At 61.1% G+C, this 25,385-nt stretch carries 21 protein-coding genes and 1 pseudogene; 16 read left to right on the top strand and 6 right to left on the bottom strand.

What is annotated here, in order from left to right:
- Positions 1 to 3: 3 nt before the first annotated feature.
- From BZ163_RS29035 to BZ163_RS29020, 4 genes are all read right to left on the bottom strand, one after another.
- Positions 4 to 768, bottom strand: coding sequence for an amino acid ABC transporter ATP-binding protein (locus BZ163_RS29035; protein ID WP_064676004.1), 765 nt, complete (start codon positions 766 to 768; stop codon positions 4 to 6).
- Positions 769 to 779: 11 nt separating this feature from the next.
- Complete coding sequence (locus BZ163_RS29030; protein WP_128873774.1) at positions 780 to 1,877, bottom strand: amino acid ABC transporter permease; 1,098 nt, start codon at positions 1,875 to 1,877, stop codon at positions 780 to 782.
- 10 nt (positions 1,878 to 1,887) lie between these two features.
- A complete protein-coding gene (locus BZ163_RS29025) occupies positions 1,888 to 3,069 on the bottom strand; it encodes an amino acid ABC transporter permease (RefSeq protein WP_064676002.1) in 1,182 nt (393 codons plus the stop codon).
- Between the two features lie 65 nt (positions 3,070 to 3,134).
- Positions 3,135 to 4,163 carry an amino acid ABC transporter substrate-binding protein gene (locus tag BZ163_RS29020; RefSeq protein ID WP_128873773.1) on the bottom strand — a complete coding sequence of 343 codons (1,029 nt, stop codon included), beginning with the start codon at positions 4,161 to 4,163 and terminating at the stop codon, positions 3,135 to 3,137.
- A 466-nt stretch (positions 4,164 to 4,629) separates the two neighbouring features.
- Here BZ163_RS29020 and BZ163_RS29015 point away from each other — a divergent pair, with 466 nt between their 5' ends.
- From BZ163_RS29015 to BZ163_RS28995, 5 genes are all read left to right on the top strand, one after another.
- Positions 4,630 to 5,286 (top strand): alpha/beta hydrolase, encoded by a 657-nt coding sequence (locus BZ163_RS29015; RefSeq protein ID WP_128873772.1) that lies wholly within the window; start codon positions 4,630 to 4,632, stop codon positions 5,284 to 5,286.
- Positions 5,287 to 5,384: 98 nt separating this feature from the next.
- Positions 5,385 to 6,872 (top strand): ATP-dependent RNA helicase RhlB, encoded by a 1,488-nt coding sequence (rhlB, locus tag BZ163_RS29010; RefSeq protein ID WP_128873771.1) that lies wholly within the window; start codon positions 5,385 to 5,387, stop codon positions 6,870 to 6,872.
- A 124-nt stretch (positions 6,873 to 6,996) separates the two neighbouring features.
- Positions 6,997 to 7,944 carry an ornithine cyclodeaminase family protein gene (locus tag BZ163_RS29005; protein ID WP_178110513.1) on the top strand — a complete coding sequence of 316 codons (948 nt, stop codon included), beginning with the start codon at positions 6,997 to 6,999 and terminating at the stop codon, positions 7,942 to 7,944.
- Positions 7,945 to 8,094: 150 nt separating this feature from the next.
- The gene (locus tag BZ163_RS29000; protein WP_128873769.1) at positions 8,095 to 9,222 is read left to right on the top strand and encodes an FAD-binding oxidoreductase; all 1,128 of its coding nucleotides are present in this window, start codon (positions 8,095 to 8,097) and stop codon (positions 9,220 to 9,222) included.
- Between the two features lie 116 nt (positions 9,223 to 9,338).
- Positions 9,339 to 9,968 carry a transcriptional regulator gene (locus BZ163_RS28995; RefSeq protein ID WP_371916837.1) on the top strand — a complete coding sequence of 210 codons (630 nt, stop codon included), beginning with the start codon at positions 9,339 to 9,341 and terminating at the stop codon, positions 9,966 to 9,968.
- 343 nt (positions 9,969 to 10,311) lie between these two features.
- On the opposite strand, the gene hmpA is transcribed toward BZ163_RS28995, so the two are convergent.
- The gene (hmpA, locus tag BZ163_RS28990) at positions 10,312 to 11,493 is read right to left on the bottom strand and encodes an NO-inducible flavohemoprotein (protein WP_128873767.1); all 1,182 of its coding nucleotides are present in this window, start codon (positions 11,491 to 11,493) and stop codon (positions 10,312 to 10,314) included.
- Positions 11,494 to 11,647: 154 nt separating this feature from the next.
- Between hmpA and norR the strand changes: the two genes are divergently transcribed.
- The 5 genes from norR (at position 11,648) to BZ163_RS28965 (ending at position 16,072) form a co-directional block, all read left to right on the top strand.
- Positions 11,648 to 13,201, top strand: coding sequence for a nitric oxide reductase transcriptional regulator NorR (norR, locus tag BZ163_RS28985; RefSeq protein ID WP_128873766.1), 1,554 nt, complete (start codon positions 11,648 to 11,650; stop codon positions 13,199 to 13,201).
- 146 nt (positions 13,202 to 13,347) lie between these two features.
- Complete coding sequence (locus tag BZ163_RS28980) at positions 13,348 to 14,250, top strand: chemotaxis protein CheV (RefSeq protein WP_128873765.1); 903 nt, start codon at positions 13,348 to 13,350, stop codon at positions 14,248 to 14,250.
- A 27-nt stretch (positions 14,251 to 14,277) separates the two neighbouring features.
- Positions 14,278 to 14,736 carry an N-acetyltransferase gene (locus BZ163_RS28975; protein ID WP_128873790.1) on the top strand — a complete coding sequence of 153 codons (459 nt, stop codon included), beginning with the start codon at positions 14,278 to 14,280 and terminating at the stop codon, positions 14,734 to 14,736.
- A gap of 179 nt (positions 14,737 to 14,915) precedes the next feature.
- Positions 14,916 to 15,239: a hypothetical protein gene (locus BZ163_RS28970; protein WP_128873764.1), complete on the top strand. Its 324-nt coding sequence runs from the start codon at positions 14,916 to 14,918 to the stop codon at positions 15,237 to 15,239.
- Positions 15,240 to 15,322: 83 nt separating this feature from the next.
- Entirely contained in the window at positions 15,323 to 16,072 is a 750-nt protein-coding gene (locus tag BZ163_RS28965) for a YkgJ family cysteine cluster protein (RefSeq protein ID WP_128873763.1), read from the top strand.
- Positions 16,073 to 16,215: 143 nt separating this feature from the next.
- On the opposite strand, the gene BZ163_RS28960 is transcribed toward BZ163_RS28965, so the two are convergent.
- Positions 16,216 to 16,473, bottom strand: a complete 258-nt coding sequence (locus tag BZ163_RS28960; protein ID WP_007943495.1) for a hypothetical protein — start codon at positions 16,471 to 16,473, stop codon at positions 16,216 to 16,218.
- A 345-nt stretch (positions 16,474 to 16,818) separates the two neighbouring features.
- Here BZ163_RS28960 and BZ163_RS28955 point away from each other — a divergent pair, with 345 nt between their 5' ends.
- The 6 genes and pseudogenes from BZ163_RS28955 (at position 16,819) to BZ163_RS28930 (ending at position 25,357) form a co-directional block, all read left to right on the top strand.
- Complete coding sequence (locus tag BZ163_RS28955; protein ID WP_128873762.1) at positions 16,819 to 17,979, top strand: efflux RND transporter periplasmic adaptor subunit; 1,161 nt, start codon at positions 16,819 to 16,821, stop codon at positions 17,977 to 17,979.
- Positions 17,976 to 21,076, top strand: a pseudogene (locus tag BZ163_RS28950) (multidrug efflux RND transporter permease subunit). The gene BZ163_RS28955 and the pseudogene BZ163_RS28950 overlap by 4 nt, the downstream one beginning before the upstream one ends.
- A gap of 9 nt (positions 21,077 to 21,085) precedes the next feature.
- Positions 21,086 to 21,763 carry a heavy metal response regulator transcription factor gene (locus tag BZ163_RS28945; RefSeq protein WP_128873761.1) on the top strand — a complete coding sequence of 226 codons (678 nt, stop codon included), beginning with the start codon at positions 21,086 to 21,088 and terminating at the stop codon, positions 21,761 to 21,763.
- Positions 21,753 to 23,117: a heavy metal sensor histidine kinase gene (locus BZ163_RS28940; RefSeq protein WP_128873760.1), complete on the top strand. Its 1,365-nt coding sequence runs from the start codon at positions 21,753 to 21,755 to the stop codon at positions 23,115 to 23,117. The genes BZ163_RS28945 and BZ163_RS28940 overlap by 11 nt, the downstream gene beginning before the upstream one ends.
- 210 nt (positions 23,118 to 23,327) lie before the next feature.
- On the top strand, positions 23,328 to 23,552 hold the full coding sequence (locus BZ163_RS28935) for a hypothetical protein (RefSeq protein WP_128873789.1): 225 nt from the start codon (positions 23,328 to 23,330) through the stop codon (positions 23,550 to 23,552).
- Positions 23,553 to 23,860: 308 nt separating this feature from the next.
- Positions 23,861 to 25,357, top strand: coding sequence for a sensor domain-containing diguanylate cyclase (locus tag BZ163_RS28930; RefSeq protein ID WP_128873759.1), 1,497 nt, complete (start codon positions 23,861 to 23,863; stop codon positions 25,355 to 25,357).
- Positions 25,358 to 25,385: the final 28 nt, after the last annotated feature.

Here is a 25,385-nt window from a genome sequence, read left to right as displayed (position 1 = left end):
CGATCAATGCAGGATCTGGCTCAAGAACAACTTGGTCCGGTCATTCTGCGGGTTATCGAAGAAGTCGTTCGGCGCGGCCTGTTCGACGATTTCCCCTTTGTCCATGAAGATCACGCGGTTGGCCACGGTGCGGGCGAAGCCCATTTCGTGGGTCACGCAGAGCATGGTCATGCCGTCTTCGGCCAGGCCGATCATGGTGTCCAACACCTCTTTCACCATCTCCGGGTCGAGCGCCGAGGTCGGTTCGTCGAACAGCATGATTTTCGGTTTCATGCACAGCGCACGGGCAATCGCCACGCGCTGTTGCTGGCCGCCGGACAGTTGCCCCGGGTATTTATGCGCCTGCTCCGGAATGCGCACGCGCTCCAGGTAGTGCATGGCGATTTCCTCGGCCTTGCGCTTGGGCATCTTGCGCACCCACATCGGCGCCAGGGTGCAGTTCTGCAGGATGGTCAGGTGCGGAAACAGGTTGAAGTGCTGGAACACCATGCCGACTTCACGGCGCACCGATTCGATCTGCTTGAGATCGTTGGTCAGCTCCACGCCATCGACCACGATCCGGCCCTGCTGGTGCTCTTCCAGGCGGTTGAGGCAGCGGATGGTGGTGGATTTTCCTGAACCCGACGGGCCACACAGGACAATTCGCTCGCCCTGCTTGACGTTCAGGTTGATGTCTTTCAGCACATGGAACTGGCCATACCACTTGTTCACGCCCTGCATCTGAATAATGCCTTCAGGGCTCACAGGCTGTTTGATCGCTTCACTCATAAACTACGCTCCTAACGCTTGTGGCCAGTGTCCAGCTTACGTTCCAAATGCATGGAGTAGCGGGACATACCAAAACAGAAAATCCAGAACACCAGGGCCGCGAACACATAGCCTTCAGTGGCCATGCCCAGCCATTTCGGATCGGCGGCGGCTTGCTTGACGCTGTTGAGCAGGTCGAACAGGCCGATGATGATCACCAGGCTGGTGTCCTTGAACAGCGCAATGAAGGTGTTGACGATGCCGGGGATCACCAGCTTCAGGGCTTGCGGCAGGATCACCAGGCCCATGCTGCGCCAGTAGCCCAGGCCCATCGCCGCGGCCGCTTCGTACTGGCCTTTGGGAATCGCTTGCAGACCGCCGCGCACCACTTCGGCCACGTAGGCCGACTGGAACAGGATCACGCCGATCAGCGCCCGCAGCAGTTTGTCGAAGTTCATGCCTTCGGGCAGGAACAACGGCAGCATCACCGAGGACATGAACAGCACCGTGATCAACGGCACGCCGCGCCAGAACTCGATGAAGGTCACGCAGACCACCCGAATCGCCGGCATGTTCGAACGCCGTCCCAGCGCCAGGACAATCCCCAGCGGCAAGGCACCGGCGATACCGACGGTGGCGATCACCAGGGTCAACATCAGGCCGCCCCACTGGCTGGTCGCCACCTGGGTCAGGCCGAACACCCCGCCGTGCAACAGGCACCAGGCAATGATCGGGTACAGCACCAGAAAGCTCAGCCCGTACACCGCTTTACGCGGGAAGCGCGAGATGAACAACGGGGCCACGCCGATCACCGCCAGCCACACGGTCAGGTCCACGCGCCAGCGCAGTTCCGGTGGATAGTAGCCGTACATGAACTGGCCGAAGCGCTGCTGGATGAACACCCAGCAGGCGCCTTCTTTGGTGCAGTCGGCCTGACTGGTACCGACCCAATTGGCGTCGAGGATCGCCCAGCTCAGGATCGGCGGCACCACCAGGTAGATCAGATAGAACGCGAACAAGGTCAACAGGGTGTTGAGCCAACTGGAGAACATGTTGGCGCGCATCCACGCCACCACGCCGATACTGCGGTTCGGCGGGGGCATGTCAGGTTTGAAAGTATGAGTACTCATGCGCTTTTCCTTACCGCTCGATCAGCGCAATGCGCTTGTTGTACCAGTTCATCAGCAGGGAAATGCTGATACTGATCGCCAGGTACACGCTCATGGTGATGGCAATCACCTCGATCGCCTGCCCGGTCTGGTTCAGCACCGTACCGGCAAACAGCGAGACCATTTCCGGGTAACCGATACCGGCCGCCAGCGAGGAGTTCTTCGCCAGGTTCAGGTATTGGCTGGTCAGCGGTGGAATGATCACGCGCAGGGCTTGCGGGATGATCACCTTGCGCAGGGTCGGGCCGTTGCGCAGCCCCAGGGAGTGTGCCGCTTCGGTCTGGCCGTGGCTGACCGACTTGATGCCCGAACGCACGATCTCGGCGATGAACGCCGCGGTGTAGACGGTCAGGGCCAAGGTCAGCGCCAGCAGTTCCGGGATCAGCACCCAGCCGCCGACGAAGTTGAAGCCCTTGAGCTGCGGCATTTCCCAGTGCACCGGCGCCCCGAAGATCAAGGCGCACAGCGCCGGGATCAGCAGGAACAGCGCCAGGCTGGCCCAGAACTTGTGGAATGGCACGCCGGTCGCTTCGAAGCGTTTGGTGGCCCAACGGTTCACCAGCACGATGGCGACAATGGCCACGACGATGCTCGCCACAAATGGCCAGAAACCGTCCGCCGCCAATGCCGCCGGCATGTTCAGGCCGCGACTGCTGACGAAGAAGGTGTCGCCGAAGTTATGGCTGTTGCGCGGCCCCGGCATGGTCAGGAACACCGCGAAGTACCAGAACAGGATTTGCAGCAGCGGCGGAATGTTACGGAAAACTTCTACGTACACCGTCGCCAGCTTGGCAATGATCCAGTTTTTCGACAGCCGTGATACTCCGACGATGAACCCGAGGATCGTCGCCAGGATCACGCCGATGAAGGTCACCAGCAGCGTGTTGAGCAGGCCGATGACAAACACCCGGGCATAGCTGTCCGATTCGGTGTAGTCGATCAGGTGTTGAGCGATGCCGAACCCGGCACTGCGCTCCAGGAAGCTGAAACCGGAGGTAATGCCCCGGTGCTCAAGGTTGGTCTGCGTATTGTCGAACAGGTACCAGCCCATCGAGACCACCGCCACGATGGTGATGATCTGAAATAGCCACGCACGCACTTTTGGATCGCTGAGGCTGAGCCTCTGCTTGGGTGCGCCGATTGAATTTTGCATGAAGTGCCCCGCTAAGAATGGAACAGAACATCACCCGGCGGTTGGCCCACCGGGTGATAGAACCATCAGCGCACTGGTGGTGCGTATTGAATGCCGCCGTTGTTCCACAGGGCGTTCAGCCCGCGGTCGATGGCCAGCGGAGTGCTCTTGCCGAGGTTTCTCTCGAACACTTCACCGTAGTTGCCCACTTGCTTGACGATCTGTACGACCCAGTCTTTCTTCACTTTCAGGTCTTTGCCGTATTCACCGTCAGCGCCCAGCAGACGAGCGACGTCCGGGTTCTTGGTGGCTTTGGCTTCGGCTTCGACGTTTTTCTGGGTGATCCCCATTTCTTCAGCGTTGAGCATGGCGAACAGGGTCCACTTGACGATGCTGAACCACTCTTCGTCGCCTTTACGCACGACCGGGCCCAGAGGCTCCTTGGAGATGGTTTCCGGCAGCACGACGTAGTCGGTCGGGGTGCCCAGCTTGCTGCGTTGTGCGTATAGCTGGGATTTGTCGGAGGTCAGCACGTCGCAACGACCGGATTCCAGCGACTTGGCGCTTTCATCGGAGGTGTCGAAGGTGATCGGGGTGTATTTCAGGCCGTTGCCGCGGAAGTAGTCGGAAACGTTGAGCTCGGTGGTGGTACCGGCTTGAATGCAGATGGTGGCGCCGTCGAGCTCTTTGGCGCTCTTCACGCCCAGCTTGTTGTTCACCAGGAAGCCGATGCCGTCGTAGTAAGTCACGCCGGCAAACACCAGGCCCATGCCCGAATCGCGGGAGCTGGTCCAGGTGGTGTTGCGCGACAGCACGTCGATTTCGCCGGACTGCAGCGCGGTGAAGCGCTCCTTGGCGTTCAGTTGACTGAATTTGACCTTGGTCGCGTCGCCGAATACGGCAGCGGCCACGGCGCGGCAGACGTCGGCGTCGATGCCGATGATTTTGCCCGTGGAATCCGGAACCGAGAAGCCCGGCAAACCGTCACTGACGCCGCACTGTACGAAACCTTTTTTCTGCACTGCATCCAGGGTCGCGCCCGCCTGAGCGAACCCACTGACACCGAGTACTGCGGCTGCAGTCACGATAGCCAGGGTGGATTTCAACATCTTCATTCAAACCTCCAGTTTTGCTCTTGTTGTGTCGGAGCGTAAGTCCTGTCGCACCCTTGTGAGGCGTTGTAGACCCGTGTTGGCTTTTTTTGGGTCAACCGACGTCGGACCTGCGCCATGAGTCTAGTAGGAGAAAATCCACAGCATGGATAACTCACTTCTCACCAATCGGCCGAACGGGCGGTAGCCCTTTCACGTTCGCGAAGCCCGTAGCAGCCACTGGCGAACATCCATCACCGGATTTTTTGCTATCCCACCGCCAGCGGTACACTGATAGTGTTACCGCCAGGCGCGGGATCGGTTGTACCGATTTCCCATAGCAAAGCCCGTACCAGAGCGCTCAGGAATGCGCTTAAGCGACAGGTCAATAGCAAAACTTGTAGCCTTGCGACATCTTCTTAACTGATCAACCAGACGCGCCCCCGGATCTCGCACTGATCGGGAGCGCACGCACATATATGGAGCACCCATGACCGAGCCCTTGATTCTTGAACCCGTCAAGCCCGCAGACGCCTGCGTTATCTGGCTGCACGGCCTGGGCGCCGACCGCTACGACTTCCTGCCGGTGGCCGAAGCGTTGCAGGAGACACTGCTGACCACTCGCTTCGTTTTCCCTCAGGCACCGACCTGCGCCGTGACCATCAACGGTGGTTACGAGATGCCGAGCTGGTACGACATATTGGCCATGAGCCCCGCGCGCGCGATCAACCGCGAGCAGCTGGAAGAGTCGGCCCAGAGGGTTATAAATCTGATCGAAGTGCAGCGCGCCGTCGGAATAGAAGCCTCGCGGATTTTCCTGGCAGGTTTTTCCCAGGGCGGCGCCGTGGTATTGCACACCGCGTTTGTGAAATGGCAGGGGCCGTTGGGTGGCGTACTTGCCCTCTCGACCTATGCACCGACCTTCAGCGACGAACTGGAACTGTCCGCCAGCCAGCAGCGCATTCCCGTGCTGTCCCTGCACGGCCAGTACGACGACGTGGTGCAAAATTCCATGGGCCGGACCGCCTACGAGCATCTGAAGCAGCGTGGTGTCACCGTGACATGGCAGGAATACCCAATGGGGCATGAAGTGTTACCCGAGGAGATTCGCGACATCGGCGTCTGGCTCGCCGAGCGTTTGCGTTAACGGTTCAGGTGAAAAACAGCCCATTGATCCATCCCACTACGCCGCGCCCGGTTCTTGCATTACACTGGCCGGCGTATATTCCTTAATCAATTGATGAGATGACCGTGCTCAAAGCACTCAAGAAAATGTTCGGTAAAAGCGAGACTGAGCAGCTCGCGCCAGTCTCCAGCGCTCCGTCTCACATCCCCAGCCACCGCACCGACGGTAATCAGCCTGGCCGGACCGCACCCGTAGCGGCACCGAAGCACGCGCCGACGCCCCCATCGGCCATCCCCTCTGCCCCGGCCATCGCCGCCGAGCCGCCGCGCAGCGAAGCGCCGAAACCCGCAAAACCGCGTCGCGAACCCAAGCCAAAAGCGCCGGTCATTCCCTGGAAACTCGAAGACTTCGCCGTCGAACCCCAGGAAGGCAAAACCCGTTTCCACGATTTCAAACTCGCCCCCGAACTGATGCATGCCATCCAGGACCTGGGCTTCCCGTATTGCACGCCGATCCAGGCGCAGGTGCTTGGCTTCACCCTCGCGGGCAAAGACGCCATCGGTCGCGCCCAGACCGGCACCGGCAAAACCGCGGCATTCCTGATCTCGATCATCACCCAATTGCTGGAAACCCCGCCGCCTAAAGAACGCTACATGGGCGAACCGCGGGCGCTGATCATCGCGCCGACCCGGGAACTGGTGGTGCAGATCGCCAAGGACGCGGCCGACCTGACCAAGTACACCGGCCTCAACGTCATGACGTTTGTTGGCGGCATGGACTTCGACAAGCAACTGAAAAACCTCGAAGCCCGTCACTGCGACATCCTCGTCGCCACACCGGGCCGTCTCCTGGACTTCAACCAGCGCGGCGACGTGCACCTGGACATGGTCGAAGTCATGGTCCTGGACGAAGCCGACCGGATGCTCGACATGGGTTTCATCCCACAAGTGCGTCAGATCATTCGCCAGACGCCGCCGAAGAACGAGCGTCAGACGCTGCTGTTCTCCGCGACCTTCACCGAAGACGTGATGAACCTCGCCAAGCAATGGACCACCGACCCGTCGATCGTCGAGATCGAGTCGCAGAACGTGGCCAGCGAAAACGTCGAACAGCACATCTACGCCGTAGCCGGTGCCGACAAGTACAAACTGCTCTACAACCTGGTCAACGATAACGGTTGGGAGCGGGTGATGGTGTTCGCCAACCGCAAGGATGAAGTGCGGCGCATCGAAGAACGCCTGGTGCGCGATGGCGTCAATGCCGCGCAGCTGTCCGGCGACGTGCCGCAGCACAAGCGCATCAAGACCCTGGAAGGTTTCCGCGAAGGCAAGATCCGCGTGCTGGTCGCCACCGATGTTGCCGGTCGCGGCATTCACATCGACGGCATCAGCCATGTGATCAACTTCACCCTGCCGGAAGTCCCGGACGACTACGTGCACCGCATCGGCCGTACCGGTCGGGCCGGCGCCGAAGGCGTATCCATCAGTTTTGCCGGTGAAGACGACTCCTACCAGCTACCGTCCATCGAGGCGCTGCTGGGCCGCAAGATCAGCTGTGAAACGCCTCCGACGCATTTGCTGCGGGCGGTAGAGCGCAAGCGCCCGTAACGCGGGCGCATTGAAAAAAGGCGCGGCCGGCAACGGACTGCGCTTTTTTTTTCGCTTGCATATTGCCCGCCGAAACTAAAAGTCCATAATGGACAAATTAGTTTATCCGCCTTCGGAGCCGACCATGTCCAGTACGCCTTACGTGATCACCCAACACCAGGCCCGCGAGCTGCTGGCACAGGTCGACGTGCCACAGATCCTGCGCAAACTGTTCCGCGACCTGGCCGCCGGGCAAGCGGTGCAACCGGCGCAGCAACTGGTGGAGTTTCCCCAGGGCGCTGGCGACTTCATCAACTATTTGGGTGTGCTGGCTGAAGACGGCGTTTACGGGGTCAAGACCTCGCCTTACATCGTGCGCGAGCAAGGTCCACTGGTGACGGCCTGGACGCTGTTGATGTCGATGCAGACCGGTCAGCCGCTGCTGCTGTGCGATGCCGGCGAACTGACCACCGCCCGCACTGCGGCGACGACGGCGGTGGCGGTCGATGCCCTCGCGCCGCTGAAGGCGCAGCGCCTGACGATTATCGGCAGTGGCAAGGTGGCCCAGGCGCATCTGCACTACGTCAAGGGTCTTCGCGACTGGCAGAGCATCAGCCTCTACTCGCCGAGCCTGAGCGGCAAGAATGCCCAGGCACTGGCATCGCTGCGAGCCCTCGACCCACGCCTGACCATCGTCGACAGTCGCGAGGCGGCCGTTCAAGACGCCGACGTGATCATGCTCTGCACCTCGTCCGCAGGCCCGGTGATCGACCCTTCAAGCTTGAGCAAACCGGCGCTGATCACCTCCATCAGCACCAACGCCCCGCGTGCCCACGAAGTGCCGCCGCAAAGCCTCAATGCCATGCAGGTGTTCTGCGACTATCGCCTGACCACGCCGGGTTCGGCCGGCGAGATGCTGATTGCCGGGGAACGGCATGGCTGGGACAAGGGCTCGATCATCGGCGATCTGCCGGATCTGCTCAGTGAAAAAGTCCAGCGTCCGGACTACGACCGTCACGTGTTCTTCCGCTCGATCGGCCTGGGCCTGGAAGACATTGCGCTGGCTAACGCCATCTATCACCTGCAGCCCTAACACCACAAAACCTGTGGGAGCGGGCTTGCTCGCGAATGCGGTCTGACATCCACCGCTAATGTCGACTGACAAATCGCATTCGCGAGCAAGCCCGCTCCCACTAGGGGATCTCCACAATTTTTGGCATTTGCGCCCCCACAGGAGACGTTCATGAGCCAGGCAGACTTCATCATCATCGGCGGCGGGATTGCCGGCGCTTCCACCGGCTTCTGGCTGTCCCGGCACGCCCGGGTGATTGTGCTCGAACGCGAGTCCCATCCGGCTTACCACTCCACCGGACGTTCGGCTGCCTTGTTCACCGCCGCCTATGGCACGCCTCAAGTGCGGGCGTTGACCCAGGCCAGCCGTGATTTCTTCGACGCCCCACCCGCCGGGTTCTGCGAGCACCCGCTGCTGACCCCGCGCGGTGAGATGACCGTGGATTTCACCGGCGATCCGGCCGAGTTGAACAATCAATACCTGAGCGCCAAAGCCACAGTGCCCGAGATGCAACTGCTCAGCGCCGACGAAGCCTGCGCGCACCTGCCGATCCTGCGCCGGGAAAAAGTCCACGGCGCGATCTACGACCCGACCGCCAGCGATATCGACACCGATGCCTTGCACCAGGGTTACCTGCGCGGTATCCGCCGCAACCAGGGTGAAGTGCATACCGACAGCGAAGTCCTGAGTCTGACCCGTGATGCCGAAGGCGTGTGGCAGGTGCAAACCAACGGCCAGACGTTCAGCGCCCCGATCATCATCAACGCCGCAGGCGCCTGGGCCGACAAGATCGGTGAACTGGCAGGCGCCAAACCACTGGGCCTGCAACCGAAGCGCCGCGCCGCCTTCATTTTCGCTGGCCCCGAAGGCGTGGACATCCACCACTGGCCAATGCTGGTCAGTCTCGACGAATCGTTCTACATGAAACCCGACGCCGGCATGTTCCTCGGCTCGCCGGCCAACGCCGACCCGGTAGAACCCCACGACGTGCAGCCTGAAGAACTGGACATCGCCATGGGCATCTACCAGATCGAAGAAGCTACCACCCTGACCATCCGCCGTCCGACCCGCACCTGGGCCGGCCTGCGCAGTTTCGTCCCTGACGGTGACTTGCTGTCCGGTTTCGATCCGCACGTGCCCGGGCTGTTCTGGGTCGCGGCACAGGGCGGTTACGGCATCCAGACTTCGCCCGCCATGGGTCAGGCGAGCGCCGCGCTGGTTCGCGGTGAAGCCTTGCCCGAGCCACTCACGCAATTCGGCCTGAACGCCGCCATGCTCTCCCCCGCCCGCCTGGGCTGAGTGGCGTCCTCAGGTGACGTCTGCCCACGATTGCGGCAAACTTCCGGCACCCTGTTTCACAGGGTGCCGATGCTGCCTGGAGCTCCACTATGAACGCCCACGAACAAGATCCGGCAATGGATGCCTCTGCGCCGGCAAGTTCGCCGCTGGACAACTTCCGCGCAATTGCCGATGCCATCGCCACGCTGTTCTTCCCTCATGCTGAAGTGGTGCTGCACGATCTGCGCACGCAAAAGGTCGACTACATCGCCAACAACCTGTCGAAACGGGAAATCGGTGACGATTCGGCACTGGAGGACATGCTCAGCGACGACATCAGCGAACGCAACATCGGGCCGTACGAAAAGCTCAATTGGGATGGCCAGAAAATTCGCAGCCTCAGCAGTGTGCTGCGCGACAGCGAAGGTCATCCGCTGGCCGTGCTGTGCATCAATCTGAATATTTCGCTGTTCGAGAATGCCAAGGCGGCGCTGGATCTATTCCTGTCGCCGAGCAAGTTGATTCCGCAGCCGGACTCACTGTTTCGCGATGACTGGCAGGAGCGGATCAATACCTTCCTCCACGCCTGGCTACGCGAGCGCCAGCTGAGCCTGAACCTGCTGACCCGCGACCACAAACGCGAACTGGTCCTGGCCCTGCACGCCGAAGGCGCCTTCAAAGGCAAAAGCGCCTCCAACTATGTGGCGAACGTGCTGAATATGGGGCGGGCGACGGTGTACAAGCATTTGAAGGAATTGAAGGGCTGATACGAATAGGCAGGTTCCACGCAGGTCGTGCGATTCGAATCCGTAGGAGCCGGCTTGCTGGCCAAGGCGTCTTCATTGGCGCGGCAAGGCTCAAGGCCGCGTTCGCTGGCAAGCCAGCTCCTACAGGGGATCGCGCCGGCCAGGGGATTTGATGCGAATCCGAACCTGTAGGAGCCGGCTTGCTGGCGAAGGCGCCTTCAAGATCGCCATCGCCAGCAAGCGAAGCCCCTGTAGGAGCGAGCTTGCTCGCGATGGTCGCCAACGATAACGCTGCTTGCCTGACACCTCGAGGCGTTCTCGGGTTTATCGCGAGCAAGCTCGCTCCTACAATTAATTTGCGGACTTATTCCAATGCCGAAGCCGGCCCGAAGAACTCGTAACGGCTTTGCTTCTCCGGCACACCCAGCGCTTTGAGGTGGCGCTTGACCGCCGTCATGAAACCCTTGGGCCCGAGGAAGTAAGCATCCAGGTCGCGCTGCTGCGGCAACCACTCGCCCAGTTGCTCCTGGCTCAACAGCCCGACCTTGTCCGCCGCCGGACTGACCCCATCGTCTTCGTCATAGCAATAGAAGCGCTTGAGCTGCGGATGACGCTCGGCCAAGCCGTCGATCCAGTCGCGGAAGGCGTGGACGCTACCGTTGCGGGCACAGTGGATGAAGTGCACCGGGCGCTCGGACGCCAGCGCGGCTTCGAGCATCGGCAGGGTCGGGGTGATGCCGACGCCGCCGCTGATCAATACCAGCGGCTTGTCACTGGCCGTCAGGGTGAACTCGCCCGATGGCGGGAACAGCTGGATGCTGGAGCCGACGTGCAGTTGATCGTGCAGGTGGTTGGAAGCGCGACCGCCCTCTTCGCGCTTGACGCTGATGCGGTATTGGCCTTTTTTGGCCAGGGCCGACAGCGAATAGTTACGGCGAATCTCTTCGCCATCGAGGATCAGCTTCATGCCTATGTACTGGCCTGGCTCTGCCGCCAGAATCGCGCCTTTGTCAGCCGGTTCGAAATAGAACGAAGTGATTTCCGCGCTCTCTTCAACCTTGGCCACCACGATGAATTCCCGCGCCCCGCGCCAGCCACCCGGCGCCTGTTCTTTCTGATCGTAGATGCTGGTTTCGGCACCGATCAGGATGTCGGCCAACTGACCGTAGGCAGCGCCCCAGGCCGCCATCACTTGCGGCGTGGCGATCTCGTCACCCAGCACTTCGGAAATGGCGCGCAACAGGCAGCTGCCGACGATCGGGTAGTGTTCCGGCAGAATCTGCAGGGCCACGTGCTTGTTGATGATCTTGGCCACCAGGTCGCCCAGTTGGTCGAGCTGGTCGATGTGCCGCGCGTACATCAGGACCCCGTTCGCCAGGGCGCGGGGCTGATCGCCGCTGGCCTGGTGGGCCTGGTTGAACAGCGGGCGTACTTCCGGGTATTCGGAGAGCATCATGCGGTAGAAGTGAGTGATCAAGGCTTCGCCACCGCTTTCCAGCAACGGCACGGTAGATTTGACGATTGCACGGTCTTGAACGCTAAGCATTAAGTGACTCCTGAACGACGGATATCTAATGGGATACCCTAGACTTATCAGCTTTCATGCCAACAATTAAATCGTTATAAATCAATAAGTTAAAAATAAGATAGTCATAACGACCTAGTCAGGCTTATAGTCATAACGACTACACGGAGTCACAATGACTGCAAAATCCCTGCTGACCGCCCTGCTGCCACTGGTTTCCGATTTGTCCCGCGAATTGCCCGAAGGCGAGCGCTATCGGCGCCTGCTCGAAGCCATGCGTGCCCTGCTGCCGTGCGACGCCGCCGCCCTGCTGCGCATCGATGGCGAGTGGCTGGTGCCGTTGGCCGTCGACGGGTTGAGCACCGACACCCTCGGTCGACGTTTCAAGATCAGCGAGCACCCACGATTCGAAGCGTTGCTCAGCAGCCCGGGGCCGACCCGGTTTGCAGCCGACAGCAACTTGCCCGACCCCTACGACGGGCTGGTCGATGGCCTCGAGGAGCATCTGGAAGTCCACGATTGCATCGGCTGCCCGCTGTTCATCGACGAGCGTCCCTGGGGCTTGCTGACCCTCGACGCCCTCGACCCCGAGCGCTTCGAACCCATCGAACTGGATGCCCTGCAAGCCTTCGCCAGCCTCGCCGCCGCCACGGTCAACGCCGCCGAGCGCATCGAGCGCCTGGCCAATCGTGTCGAAGACGAACATCAGCGTGCCGAAGTCTATCGCCAGGCCAGCGGTCAGCAGAACCGCGAGATGATCGGCCAGAGCAAGGCCCACAAACGGTTGGTGGAAGAGATCAATCTGGTGGGCGGCAGCGACCTGACCGTGCTGATCACCGGCGAAACCGGGGTCGGCAAGGAGCTGGTGGCCCAAGCCATCCACGCCGCCTCGCCTCGGGCGGACAAGCCGATCATCAGCCTCAACTGCGCCGCACTGCCGGAGACGTTGGTGGAGAGCGAACTGTTTGGTCACGTCCGCGGGGCTTTTACCGGGGCGATGAACGATCGGCGCGGCAAGTTCGAACTGGCCAATGGCGGCACGCTGTTTCTCGATGAAGTCGGCGAGCTGTCCCTGACCGTGCAGGCCAAATTGCTGCGCGTGTTGCAAAGCGGTCAGTTGCAGCGCCTGGGCTCGGACAAGGAGCATCAGGTCGACGTGCGATTGATTGCCGCGACCAACCGCGACCTGGCCGAGGAAGTGCGCAGCGGTCGCTACCGCGCCGACTTCTACCATCGGCTGAGTGTCTACCCCTTGCTGGTGCCGGCATTGCGTGATCGCGGGCGCGATGTGTTGCTGCTCAGCGGCTTTTTTCTGGAACAGAACCGCTCGCGCATGGGGCTCAACAGCCTGCGCCTGAGCAACGACGCCCAGGCTGCACTGCTGGCGTATGCGTGGCCAGGGAACGTGCGGGAGCTGGAACACTTGATCGGCCGCAGTGCGCTGAAGGCATTGGGTAGCTGCAAGGAACGGCCGAAGATCCTCAGTTTGAGTGCGGCGGACCTGGATTTGCCCAATGGCAGCGTTGAAGTCGCCTCCGAGCAACCGACTGCCGTTCCCGTGGCAGGGGGGGTATCGGGGGATTTACGCGAGGCCACCGAAAATTATCAGCGCCAATTGATCAGCGCATGCCTGGAACGCCACCATGACAACTGGGCGAGTGCGGCACGCGAGCTGGGCCTGGACCGGGCGAACCTTGGAAGGATGGCCAAACGATTGGGCATGAAGTAATGGCCCCATCGCGAGCAAGCTCGCTCCCTGGGGCCCTAAGGTTCACCCAAATTGCTAAAGCCTGCCCCGGACAAGTCGATAACCCGGCAACGATAGCTGTTGGCGATCCCGCGATCGCCCACCACCTTTTTCCACAGAAGGTATTTATGTCTTCCAACAAAGCCCGCGCAGACTCACTTTCGCTGTTGCTGTTTACCTTGCGCAGCGGCAAGCTGATGGCGATCAACCTGCTGAAAGTCAGTGAAATCATCCCCTGCCCGCCGCTGACCCGGTTGCCGGAATCGCATCCCCACGTCAAAGGCATCGCCACCCTGCGCGGGACTGCGTTGTCGGTGATCGACCTCAGCCGCGCCATCGGCGAGCGCCCCCTGGAAGACCCCAACGGTGGCTGCCTGATCGTCACCGACGTCAGCCGCTCCAAGCAGGGCCTGCACGTTCAGGCGGTGAGCAAGATCGTCCACTGCCTGTCCACCGACATCCGTCCGCCACCCTTCGGCTCCGGCGGCGGGCGCTCGTACATCACCGGCGTGACCTCGGTCGACGGTGCCCTGGTGCAGGTGCTGGACATCGAAAAAGTCATCCACGGCATCGCCCCGGCGCAGATCGAAACGGCCCCGACCGAACTGAGCATGGAAGATGCCGAAATCCTCGGCAATGCGCGGATCCTGGTGGTCGATGACAGCCAGGTCGCCCTGCAGCAATCGGTGCACACCCTGCGCAATCTCGGACTGCAGGTCCACACCGCCCGCAGTGCCAAGGAAGCCATCGACTGCCTGCTGGACCTGCAAGGCACCGCCCAGCAGATCAACCTGATCGTCTCCGACATCGAAATGTCGGAGATGGACGGCTATGCCTTCACCCGCACCCTGCGCGAAACGCCGGACTTTTCGCACCTGTATGTACTGCTGCACACCTCGCTCGACAGTGCGATGAACAGCGAGAAAGCCCGGCTGGCCGGGGCCAATGCGGTACTGACCAAGTTCTCCTCGCCAGAACTGACCAAATGCCTGATCGCAGCGGCCAAGGCCGTCGCCGAACAAGGTCATTGAGTTTTGGCCGAGGATTATTGCTTTCTGCTGCGGCGTAACCTTGCCGAGGTGCTACCCGCTACCCCCTGGCCTCAAGGGGTGGTCCTGAGCGACTATCGCCCCGAGCGAGCGAGCGCCGTGCATCACTTGATGCAACTGGGCTACCAGGAAGGTGGCGGTCGGGTGCCGGCGCTGGAAGTCTGGCAACAGCGCTTCGAGACCGACCCCGAATACGATCCGACCTTGTGCTTCATCGCCCTGGATGCCGAGGGCATCGTGGGCGTGTGCCAATGCTGGACCAGCGCCTTTATCAAGAGCCTGGTGGTGCATCCGCGAGCTCAGGGCCGGGGATTGGGGCGTGCTTTGCTGCTGCATGCTTTCAAGGTGTTTCAGCAGCGGCGCGAAGGTTATGTGGATTTGAAGGTATTGGAGGGCAATCTTCGGGCGCTGCGGCTGTATGAAAGTGCCGGGATGTATGTGGTTCGCCGGGAAACGGTTCCGGTCTGACACACCGCCATCGCGGGCAAGCCACGCTCCCACAGGTTTTGTGTCGTATTTATCCTTCGCGAACGACATACATCCTGTGGGAGCGTGGCTTGCCCGCGAAGGGGCCGACACATTCAACACAAAACCATCAGGCATACTTCAGGCATTCGGCCAACCAAATGCCCAAGGATGCCTCACCCATGAAAGCTGCAACCCTGACTTTCCTCTGCCTCGCCCTCGCCACCCACGCCCAGGCCTCCAGCCCCGACGCCTGGGCCGCCTACGACAAAGCCGTGCTCGCCGGCTGCACCAAGGCCAGCGGCCTGAAGAATGCCAAACCCGTCGGCAACGCCGCTCAGTTCGATGACCGGGTCGGCTACACCGCACTGCTGCTGCAAGGCCAATACCCGCAAAAACACATGAAAGGTCAGCAAGGCACCGAACTGTGCCTGTTCAACAAAAAAAGCAAAACCGCCTACGTGACCGAGTGGGACTCCATCCGCCCAACCGCCAAGGCGCAGTGACTGGCGCATTACTTGCTTTGACCTCCGCCTCAACGGTGGCTTTCTGTCGCCATTTCCTACCCTCAAATGCGACCGACTGCTCAATGAATACGACGTTTTCCTGCGTAGGGTGTGGCAAATGCTGCAACGACCACCACGTCCCCCTGACCCTGGCCGAGACCCGGATGTGGGTGGCCGACGGCGGTCAAGTCATCGTGCTGGTGGAAGGTTTCCTGGGCAATGGCCTGGGCTTGCCGGTGGATCAACGCGAACACGCCGAACGCCGTTCGGTGAGGGTTCGCAGTGGCGTATCCGAGGCCTGCGTGGCGATCACCTTTGCCGCCTACAACGCCGGTCCCTGCCGGAATCTTGACGACGATAACCGCTGCCGCATCTATGATCGCCGGCCGCTGGTGTGCCGCATCTATCCGATGGAAATCAATCCGCACATACCCCTGAACACGGCGGTGAAGGAATGTCCGCCCGAGTCATGGGAAAAAGGGCCAGATCTGATAGTGGGTAACCAATTGGTCGATCAGGGGTTGGTGGACCTGATTCAGCGCTCCCGTCAGGCGGACCGTGACGATATCCGGACCAAGGATGCCATTTGCGCGCTGTTGGGCATTCGCACGACAGCACTGAAGGGCGATGGATTCACCGCTTACCTGCCGGATATGGCTGCGTTTGCTTCAGTGATCGACCAGGTGGCTGGACAGACGCTGGATGACTGGGGCAGCGAATGGCTGTTCCATCTGTCGGGCGACGACATCGCCGGGCAAGTGCTGGAGGCTGGGGCGCAAGTGGCGACTGATACGCCGTTGAACTATGCGTTTATTTCGTTGCGGGCGGCTTGATTCAAGGGGTGTGCCGCCTGTGATGGCCCCTTCGCGAGCAAGCCCGCTCCCACATTTTGACCGCGTTCCAAGGATGGGATGCGGTCAGAACTGTGGGCTTGCTCGCGAAGACGGCAGATCAGGCGCCGCAGGAATCAAAAAACTTAACGCTTGCCCATCGAACGACGCGTGCCGGGAGGCGCAGCGCCCGGCGTCTTGGTATGGCCATTCTTCGCGCCATTCTTGTACCAGGGCTGACTGGCATTCTTCGCTGCAGCCAGATCGCCCGGTTTGAACGGGAACTTGAATGCCGGAATCGCGGCTTTGGTTTCGCTGTCTGCGCTGGAGTCGACGCTGTCTGGCAGGTCTGCCTGGTCGTCGCTCAAGGCGTCGGCAACCGGCGGTTGTGTCGGGGAAGTCATGAAAGCTCCGGGTGATGCAAAAGAGTCGGGCCCGGTCAGCGAGCCACGAAAGGCGGCAGTATACCTGTCTCGGGAGCGGCAAGCTTCACGCCGCAGGAAAGTCTGTCGGGTTTTGGGGTGACGGGGCTGACGCCTTCGCTGGCAAGCCAGCGCCTACAGGGATCGTGGTGTACGCAAATCCCGTGTAGGAGCTGGCTCGCCAGCGAAGAGGCCAGAACAGGCACCACAGCACCCAAACTGACAGCGCCGTCAGTTAGCCGTCACCTTCCTGACGGGCGAACAGGTTTATAAAGGAAGGTATAAACCTGACAACACTCCGACCACCCAGCCCGGCGCCCCACTCGCATGCGAATTCAGAAAAAACCCGCCTTGATCGCCGGTCTGCTGATTGCCCTGGCAGCGCTGGGCACCTGGTACCTGACCAAGCCCGCCACGGCAAAACTGGCCGCCCCCACCGCCATCCCCGTGCGGGTGGTCGCCGTCGCTGAAAAAGATGTGCCTCGCTACGTCAGCGGGATTGGCTCGGTGTTGTCCCTGCACAGCGTCGTCGTGCGCCCGCAGATCGACGGCATTCTCACCAAAATCCTGGTCAAGGAAGGCCAACTGGTGAACAAAGGCGACCTGCTGGCGACCATCGACGACCGTTCGATCCGCGCCAGCCTCGACCTGGCCCGGGCGCAACTGGGCGAAAGCCAGGCGCAGTTGCAGGTCGCGCTGGTCAACCTCAAGCGCTACAAACTGCTGAGTGTCGACGACGGCGTGTCCAAGCAGACCTACGACCAGCAACAAGCCCTGGTCAATCAACTCAAGGCCACCGCCCAGGGCAATCAGGCCTCGATCGACGCCGCCCAGGTGCAGCTTTCCTACACACAGATTCGCTCCCCCGTCAGCGGTCGCGTCGGGATTCGTACAGTGGACGAAGGCAACTTCCTGCGCATGAGCGATACCCAAGGCTTGTTCACCGTGACCCAGATCGACCCCATCGCCGTGGAGTTTTCCCTGCCGCAGCAAATGCTGCCGACCCTGCAAGGCCTGATCAACGATCCACAGCGTGCCCGGGTCAAGGCCTACATCGGCGCCGACACCGATGGCGAAACCGGCAACCTGCTGGGCGAAGGCCATCTGACCCTGATCGACAACCAGATCAACGCCAACACCGGAACGATCCGCGCCAAGGCCGAATTCAACAACGCCGGGCAAAAACTCTGGCCGGGCCTGTTGGTGACGGTAAAGATTCAGACAGCGCTGGATAAAGACGCGCTGGTAGTGCCACCCACTGTCGTACAACGCGGTCTCGATCAACATTTCGTCTACCGGGTCAACGGTGACAAGGTCGAAACCGTCCAGGTGCAAATGGTTTACCAAGGCAGCGGCCAGGACATCATCAAAGGCGTCAAGCCGGGCGACGTGCTCGTCAGCGATGGCCAGTCGCGCCTCAAGCAAGGCTCCACCGTCCAGGTCCTGACCGAGCCACCACAAGTGGTCCAGTCGCAGGTGCAACCATGAAAGGGCACGGCTCGGTTTCAGCCTGGTGTATCGATCATCCGGTGGCGACAATTTTGCTGACCTTCGCTCTGGTAATGCTCGGTGTCATCGCCTTCCCGCGACTGCCGATCGCGCCGCTGCCGGAAGCTGAATTCCCGACCATCCAGGTGGCCGCGCAACTGCCCGGCGCCAGCCCGGAAACCATGGCGTCATCGGTCGCCACACCGCTTGAAGTGCAATTCAGTGCCATTCCCGGCGTGACCCAGATGACCTCGAGCAGCGCCCTGGGCTCGACCAACCTGACCCTGCAGTTCACCCTCGACAAAAGCATCGACACCGCGGCCCAGGAAGTCCAGGCAGCGATCAACACCGCCGCTGGCAAACTGCCCAAGGACATGCCGACCCTGCCCACCTGGCGCAAGGCAACCCGGCGGACAGCCCGGTGCTGATCCTCAGCGTCAACTCGTCCCAAATGCCCGGCACGGAACTCAGCGACCTGGTCGAAACCCTGCTGTCCCGTCAGATCAGCCAGATCGATGGTGTAGGCCAGATCAACATCACTGGTCAGCAACGTCCGGCCATCCGCGTCCAGGCGTCGGCGGATAAACTCGCGGCCATCGGCCTGACCCTGGCGGACATTCGCCTGGCGCTGCAACAGACCAGCCTCAACCTGGCCAAAGGTGCGTTGTACGGTGAGTCGAGCATTTCGACCCTGTCCACCAACGACCAGTTGTTCCACCCTGAGGAATACAGCCAACTCATCGTTTCCTACAAAGACGGAGCACCGGTTCATCTCAGAGATGTGGCGAAAGTGGTCAACGGCGCGGAAAACGCCTACGTCCAGGCGTGGTCTGGCGATCAACCGGGGGTCAACCTGGTGATCTTCCGGCAACCAGGCGCCAACATCGTCGAGACCGTGGACCGGATTCAGGCAGCCTTGCCGACGCTGGAGGCCATGCTGCCCGCCTCGGTCCAGGTCGGGGTGCTGGTCGACCGGACCCAGACCATCCGCGCCTCGTTGCACGAAGTGGAAATCACCTTGCTGATTGCGATCATGCTGGTGGTGGCAGTGATGGCGATGTTCCTGCGCCAACTCTCGGCGACCTTGATCGTGACCGCCGTGCTCGGTGTGTCGTTGATCGCCAGTTTCGCCCTGATGTACATCATGGGGTTCAGCCTGAACAACCTGACGCTGGTGGCGATTGTGGTGGCCGTGGGGTTTGTGGTCGACGATGCGATCGTGGTCGTGGAGAACATCCACCGGCACCTGGAGGCGGGCGACGGCATGCGCGAGGCGGCGATCAAGGGCGCCGGCGAGATCGGGTTTACCGTGGTCTCGATCAGTGTCTCGCTGGTGGCGGCGTTCATTCCGTTGCTGTTCATGGGCGGCGTGGTCGGGCGATTGTTCAAGGAATTTGCCCTGACCGCGACCTCGACCATCATGATCTCGGTGGTGGTGTCCCTGACCCTGGCGCCGACCCTCGCCGCATTGTTCATGCGTGCGCCGGTGCATCACCCCCACGACAAACCGGGTTTCGGCGAGCGCTTGCTGGCGTGGTATGAGAAAGGCCTGCGTCGCGCCCTCGCCCATCAGAAATTGATGATCGGCGTGTTCGGCTTGTCCCTCGTGCTGGCCGTCACCGGTTACATCTTTATTCCCAAGGGTTTCTTCCCGGTGCAGGACACTGGCTTTGTCCTCGGCACCACCGAGGCCGCCGCTGATATTTCCTACGGCGACATGGTGAAAAAACACCTGGCAATGGCCGAAATCGTCGCTGCCGACCCGGCCGTGGAGGCGTTTTCCCACTCGGTCGGCGTCTCGGGCAGTAACCAGACGATTGCCAACGGACGCTTCTGGATCTCCCTGAAAAAACGCGGCGATCGCGACGTCTCCGCCAGCGAGTTCATCGACCGGATTCGCCCGCAACTGATGAAAGTCCCGGGCATCGTGCTGTACCTGCGCGCCGGCCAGGACATCAACCTCAGTTCCGGCCCGAGTCGCGCCCAGTACCAATACGTGCTCAAGAGCAACGACGGCGCGACCCTCAGCACCTGGACCCAGCGCCTGACGGAAAAACTGCGCGGCAACCCGGCCTTTCGCGACATTTCCAACGACTTGCAGCTGGGCGGCAGCATTACCCACATCAACATCGACCGCAGCGCGGCGGCACGATTCGGCCTGACGGCCAGTGATGTCGACGAAGCGCTGTATGACGCCTTCGGTCAGCGGCAAATCAATGAGTTCCAGACCCAGACCAACCAGTACAACGTGATCCTGGAGCTGGACACCCAGCAACGCGGCAAAGCCGAAAGCCTCAACTACTTCTACCTGCGCTCGCCGCTCAGTGGGGAAATGGTGCCGCTCTCGGCGCTGGCGAAATTCGATGCGCCGACCATCGGTCCGCTGTCCATCGCCCACGACGGCATGTTTCCGGCCGCCAACCTGTCGTTCAACCTGGCACCCGGCGTGGCCCTGGGCGATGCGGTGATCATGCTCAATCAGGCCAAGGCCGACATCGGCATGCCGACGGCCATCAGCGGCAACTTCCAGGGCGCGGCCCAGGCGTTCCAGAGTTCGCTGGCCAGCCAGCCCTGGCTGATTCTGGCGGCGCTGGTGGCGGTGTACATCATTCTCGGCGTGCTCTACGAGAGCTTCGTGCACCCGCTGACGATCATCTCGACCCTGCCGTCGGCGGGGCTCGGCGCGGTGATCATGCTGTGGATCTGGGGCCAGGACTTTTCGATCATGGCGCTGATCGGGCTGGTGCTGTTGATCGGGATCGTCAAGAAAAACGGCATCCTGATGATCGACTTCGCCCTCGAAGCCCAGCGCAAAGGCGGCTTGCCACCGGAAGAGGCGATTTACCAGGCCTGTCTTACCCGGTTCCGGCCGATCATCATGACCACCCTCGCCGCCCTGCTCGGCGCACTGCCGCTGATGCTCGGTTACGGCACCGGTGCCGAACTGCGCCAGCCCCTGGGGATCGCGGTCGTCGGCGGCTTGCTGGTAAGCCAGGCGCTGACGCTGTTCACCACTCCGGTCATATACTTGTGGCTCGAGCGGCTATTCCATAGGCCCAAGCCAACGCCGGTACCGGTGCTGGCGACCACAGACTGAGGCGGGGTCATGCGCGTTCTGATTATCGAAGACGAGGAAAAAACCGCGGACTACCTGCATCGCGGCCTGACGGAACAGGGCTACACCGTGGACCTGGCGCGCGACGGCGTCGGCGGCTTGCACCTGGCGCTGGAAAGCGACTACGCGGTGATCGTCCTCGACGTCATGCTGCCGGGCCTGGACGGCTTCGGCGTATTGCGCGCGTTGCGTGCGCGCAAGCAAACCCCGGTGATCATGCTCACCGCCCGCGAGCGCGTGGAAGACCGCATCAGAGGCCTGCGCGACGGCGCCGACGATTACCTCGGCAAACCTTTTTCCTTCCTCGAACTGGTGGCACGGCTACAGGCGTTGACGCGTCGCAGCGGCGGCCATGAACCGGTGCAAGTCAGCGTCGCCGACCTGTGGATCGATTTGATCAGCCGCAAGGCCACCCGCGCCGGCATGCGCCTGGACCTGACGGCCAAGGAGTTCTCGCTGCTCAGTGTGCTGGCCCGTCGACAAGGTGAAATCCTCTCGAAAACCGCCATTGCCGAGATGGTCTGGGACATCAATTTCGACAGCGACGCCAACGTGGTCGAAGTCGCGATCAAGCGCCTGCGGGCCAAGCTCGACGGGCCGTTCGAGGAGAAATTGCTGCACACCATCCGTGGCATGGGTTATGTGCTGGAGAGCCGTGGTGTCCAGTAATTCGATTGCCCTGCGCTTGAGCGGGATGTTCACCCTGGTCGCGCTGCTGGTGTTCCTGTTGATCGGCGGGGCGCTCTATCAGCAAGTCGACAAAGGCCTGGGCTTGTTGCCCGAAGCCGAGCTGGATGCGCGCTACAGCGTGCTCGAATCCACCGTCGGCCGTTACGGCACGCCGGAGCATTGGGTGAAGATCAACAACAAGCTCAAGCTGCTGGGTGAAGAAGACAAGCGCATCAGTTTCTGGATCATCAGCGGCGACCCCCATTACGAATACGGCAACCTGACGCCGCAGATCCGCGCCTTTGCCCAGGGGCCGCTGGGCATGCGCGACCTGAAACTGCCGGATCAGCCTTATCCATTGAAGGTGCTGGTCAGCCAGTTTCCCGCCAAGGATCAGCGACCGCCGCTGCGTTTCATGATCGGCATCGACACCGAAACGTTTTTCCAGACTCAGCACCACTTGTTGATCGCCTTGATCAGCCTGGCGATCATCGGGGTGTTACTGGCCTCGGCACTTGGCTATTGGGTGGCACGGATCGGCCTCAAGCCATTGATCAAGCTGTCCCAGGAAGCCCAGCGCCTGGCCCCGCCATTGCGTTCCGGGCGGTTGCGACTGGCCTCGCTGCCGCCGGAACTCAATCAGTTCGTCAACTCATTCAACTCCACGCTGGAACGCGTCGAACAGGCCTACTCGCGCCTGGAATCATTCAACGCCGACGTTGCCCACGAACTGCGCTCGCCACTGACCAACCTGATCGGCCAGACGCAGGTGGCACTGACCCGTGGCCGTTCAGCCGAACACTACTTCGAAGTGCTGCAATCGAACCTCGAAGAGCTGGAACGGCTGCGTTCGATCATCAATGACATGCTGTTTCTCGCCAGCGCCGACCAGGGCAGCAAGGCCACCAAACTGATGTCCACCTCCCTGGCGGATGAAGTGGCAACCACCCTGGAATACCTGGATTTCATCCTCGAAGACGCCCAGGTCCAGGTGCAGGTCAGTGGCGATGCCCAGGTGCGGATCGAAATCGCTCATCTGCGTCGGGCGTTGATCAACCTGCTGAGCAATGCCGTGCAGCATACCGAACCCGGCCAAGTGATTCAGGTGCGGATCGAGGTCGAGGCGCATCAGGTCAGCATCGGTGTCGCAAACCCGGGATCGCCGATTGCCAGCGAGCATCTGCCGCGACTGTTCGAGCGCTTCTATCGGGTCGATGCGTCGCGCAGCAACAGTGGCAACAACCACGGCCTGGGCCTGGCGATCGTCAAGGCGATTGCACTGATGCATGGCGGGGACGTGTTTGTGCGCAGTGATCACGGCATGAATACCTTCGGTATCCACCTCCCCGTCTGACGCCCCCCTGTAGGAGCTGGCTTGCCAGCGAAGAGGCTCTCGAGCCTTGCACCGCCCATGAGGACGCCTTCGCCAGCAAGCCGGCTCCTACAGACTCGATCCTTGTATTTTCCGCAACAGTCCTTTCATGAATTCGCTCTTTTTCCCCGCCTGATTGCGCCTTATCTTTGCCGCACCAAACAGCACTTGCCAAGCAAGAAGGTTTTAGAGATGTCCAACACCATGGGTATTGCCAGCGCTTTCGTTTTGTCCTCGTTGTTCCTGTCTCCGGTCGCCATGGCTGAAGAGTCGCAGACTTTCGCCGCGCACAACACCGCACGAGCCGCGGCGTTCGAAGAGTATCAGAGCGAAATGACGGCCAAGGCTCAGGATGCCGCGCTAACCCCTCAGGCGTCGACCAGCCGGTCCCAGACAGGACTCGAGAACGACAGCTGACCGCTAGAAACCACTCTGTTTCCCTCGACACTTTTATCGGCTCTTTCCGTTGAAAGTTGTCTTCAAGCCGCTGCTATCAGCGGCTTTTTTTCGCCGGTTCGTTGCAATTGATGTAACGATAACCGAGCGATCATCGACGACCCGTTCAGCTTTTTCTGACCCCCGTTTCAAAAAAGGCCTGCATGTTTTGCTGGCCTTTTTTTTGCTTGGGATTTATACAGGCGCTGTATACGCAATCGGTGTCCGGCGCTCTGCCCCGGCGCTTGCACCAGAAGTCTCTTATCGCCTTGTCAGTAGAAGTCAGAACCATGAGTGTGCGCCATGCGATACCTCACCACTCGATCCGTTCGACGCGACCGGAACGGATTCTGACTCTCGGCAGTTTACTGCTGGCGATTGCAATCATGAGCATTGTCGCCTTCCTGCTGATCCGTGAACGCGCCAACGCCGAGCTGTCCGCCACTCGCGCAGCATCCAATATCGTGCAGTTGATCGACGCCGACGTCCTGCGCAACATACAACTCTATGATCTGTCGTTGCTGGGCTTGATTGCCGCCTCGCAGCGTGAAGACCTCAAATCCGTATCCCCGCTCATCCGTCACCTGGCCTTGTTCGACCGCGCCACGGCTGCGCCCTATAAAGGCGACATTCTGTTGCTCGACAACCAGGGCGACGTGATGGCCGACTCGGCCTCGGTAGTACCCAGAAAGGGCAACTTTGCCGACCGTGAATTTTTCCGCTCCCATGTGAATGAGCGGACCCCGGGCATGCTCATCAGCCGCCCGTTCAAGTCCGCAGAGGCAGGACAGGAATGGCGTATCAGCTTCAGCCGCCGGATCAGTGGCGCCCAAGGCGAATTCCTGGGTGTGGCCGAAGCCGCGATGCGCTTGAACTACTTTGATCAGTTGTTCAACAGTTTGAACATAGGTCGGGACAGCACCATCACCCTGATCAGCAAGGACGGGATCCTCCTGGCCCTGCAACCGCGCCCGGCCGAGGACATGACCGGCAAGGACTTCAGCAGCCGTCCTAACTTCCAGCGCATCGTCAAAGAAGGCAACGGCAGCTTCACCGGCACTTCAAGCCTCTACCAGGATGAACGCCTGTACACGTTCTCCCAGGTGGGCGACTTGCCGTTGATCGTCATCGTTGCCCTGTCCAGCGACGAAGTCTATGCGGCGTGGAAGCGCACGGCGCTGGTGGTCAGCCTGGCGACCCTGGCCCTGTGCGTGAGCCTGCTCTGGTTGACCTGGTTGTTCAGCCGGGAATTGCGCCTGCGGCATAACGCCGAGCAGGAACTGGCGCAACTGGCCGCCACGGATGCGTTGACCGGCCTGGCCAACCGCCGAACCCTGGATCAGGTCCTGCGCCATGAATGGTTTCGTGCCCAACGCTCGGGCTTGCCGCTGTCGCTGCTGATGATCGATGCCGACCACTTCAAGGCGTTCAACGATCGCCACGGGCATCAGGCTGGCGACGATGCGCTGCGCACGGTGGCCCGGGTGATCAGCGCCCATGTCCGACGGCCGGCGGATCTGGTTGCCCGTTATGGCGGCGAGGAGTTTTCGGTGATTCTTGCCGAAACCGACAGCCAGGGTGCGCTGCGGATTGCCGAACAGCTCCGTTCAGCGGTCGAGCAGTTGCCGTTGAGGGCGGATGCAGAGTCGCCGATGACTGTCAGTATCGGGATCAGCACCTGGACCCCGCAGAGCGACTTGAGCCTGGAGCAATTGCTGTTTGCCGCGGACAAGGCGTTGTATCAGGCCAAGGAAAGTGGGCGTAATCGGGTCGTCGCTACCGGCTGAGAAATAATGCTGTGGCGATGAGGCCCTT

It is taken from the genome of Pseudomonas sp. VI4.1, from assembly GCF_002029345.1.
In the GTDB taxonomy this organism is placed as follows: Bacteria; Pseudomonadota; Gammaproteobacteria; order Pseudomonadales; family Pseudomonadaceae; genus Aquipseudomonas.
This window is presented reverse-complemented; position numbering and strand designations above follow the sequence as displayed.

What these genes read in the sequence shown, in the direction of transcription:
- BZ163_RS29035 (WP_064676004.1), bottom strand. Translation starts at nt 768, where the DNA reads ATGAGTGAAGCGATCAAACAGCCTGTGAGCCCTGAAGGCATTATTCAG.
- BZ163_RS29030 (WP_128873774.1), bottom strand. Translation starts at nt 1,877, where the DNA reads ATGAGTACTCATACTTTCAAACCTGACATGCCCCCGCCGAACCGCAGT.
- BZ163_RS29025 (WP_064676002.1), bottom strand. Translation starts at nt 3,069, where the DNA reads ATGCAAAATTCAATCGGCGCACCCAAGCAGAGGCTCAGCCTCAGCGAT.
- BZ163_RS29020 (WP_128873773.1), bottom strand. Translation starts at nt 4,163, where the DNA reads ATGAAGATGTTGAAATCCACCCTGGCTATCGTGACTGCAGCCGCAGTA.
- BZ163_RS29015 (WP_128873772.1), top strand. Translation starts at nt 4,630, where the DNA reads ATGACCGAGCCCTTGATTCTTGAACCCGTCAAGCCCGCAGACGCCTGC.
- rhlB (WP_128873771.1), top strand. Translation starts at nt 5,385, where the DNA reads ATGACCGTGCTCAAAGCACTCAAGAAAATGTTCGGTAAAAGCGAGACT.
- BZ163_RS29005 (WP_178110513.1), top strand. Translation starts at nt 6,997, where the DNA reads ATGTCCAGTACGCCTTACGTGATCACCCAACACCAGGCCCGCGAGCTG.
- BZ163_RS29000 (WP_128873769.1), top strand. Translation starts at nt 8,095, where the DNA reads ATGAGCCAGGCAGACTTCATCATCATCGGCGGCGGGATTGCCGGCGCT.
- BZ163_RS28995 (WP_371916837.1), top strand. Translation starts at nt 9,339, where the DNA reads ATGGATGCCTCTGCGCCGGCAAGTTCGCCGCTGGACAACTTCCGCGCA.
- hmpA (WP_128873767.1), bottom strand. Translation starts at nt 11,493, where the DNA reads ATGCTTAGCGTTCAAGACCGTGCAATCGTCAAATCTACCGTGCCGTTG.
- norR (WP_128873766.1), top strand. Translation starts at nt 11,648, where the DNA reads ATGACTGCAAAATCCCTGCTGACCGCCCTGCTGCCACTGGTTTCCGAT.
- BZ163_RS28980 (WP_128873765.1), top strand. Translation starts at nt 13,348, where the DNA reads ATGTCTTCCAACAAAGCCCGCGCAGACTCACTTTCGCTGTTGCTGTTT.
- BZ163_RS28970 (WP_128873764.1), top strand. Translation starts at nt 14,916, where the DNA reads ATGAAAGCTGCAACCCTGACTTTCCTCTGCCTCGCCCTCGCCACCCAC.
- BZ163_RS28965 (WP_128873763.1), top strand. Translation starts at nt 15,323, where the DNA reads ATGAATACGACGTTTTCCTGCGTAGGGTGTGGCAAATGCTGCAACGAC.
- BZ163_RS28960 (WP_007943495.1), bottom strand. Translation starts at nt 16,473, where the DNA reads ATGACTTCCCCGACACAACCGCCGGTTGCCGACGCCTTGAGCGACGAC.
- BZ163_RS28955 (WP_128873762.1), top strand. Translation starts at nt 16,819, where the DNA reads ATGCGAATTCAGAAAAAACCCGCCTTGATCGCCGGTCTGCTGATTGCC.
- BZ163_RS28945 (WP_128873761.1), top strand. Translation starts at nt 21,086, where the DNA reads ATGCGCGTTCTGATTATCGAAGACGAGGAAAAAACCGCGGACTACCTG.
- BZ163_RS28935 (WP_128873789.1), top strand. Translation starts at nt 23,328, where the DNA reads ATGTCCAACACCATGGGTATTGCCAGCGCTTTCGTTTTGTCCTCGTTG.
- BZ163_RS28930 (WP_128873759.1), top strand. Translation starts at nt 23,861, where the DNA reads ATGAGTGTGCGCCATGCGATACCTCACCACTCGATCCGTTCGACGCGA.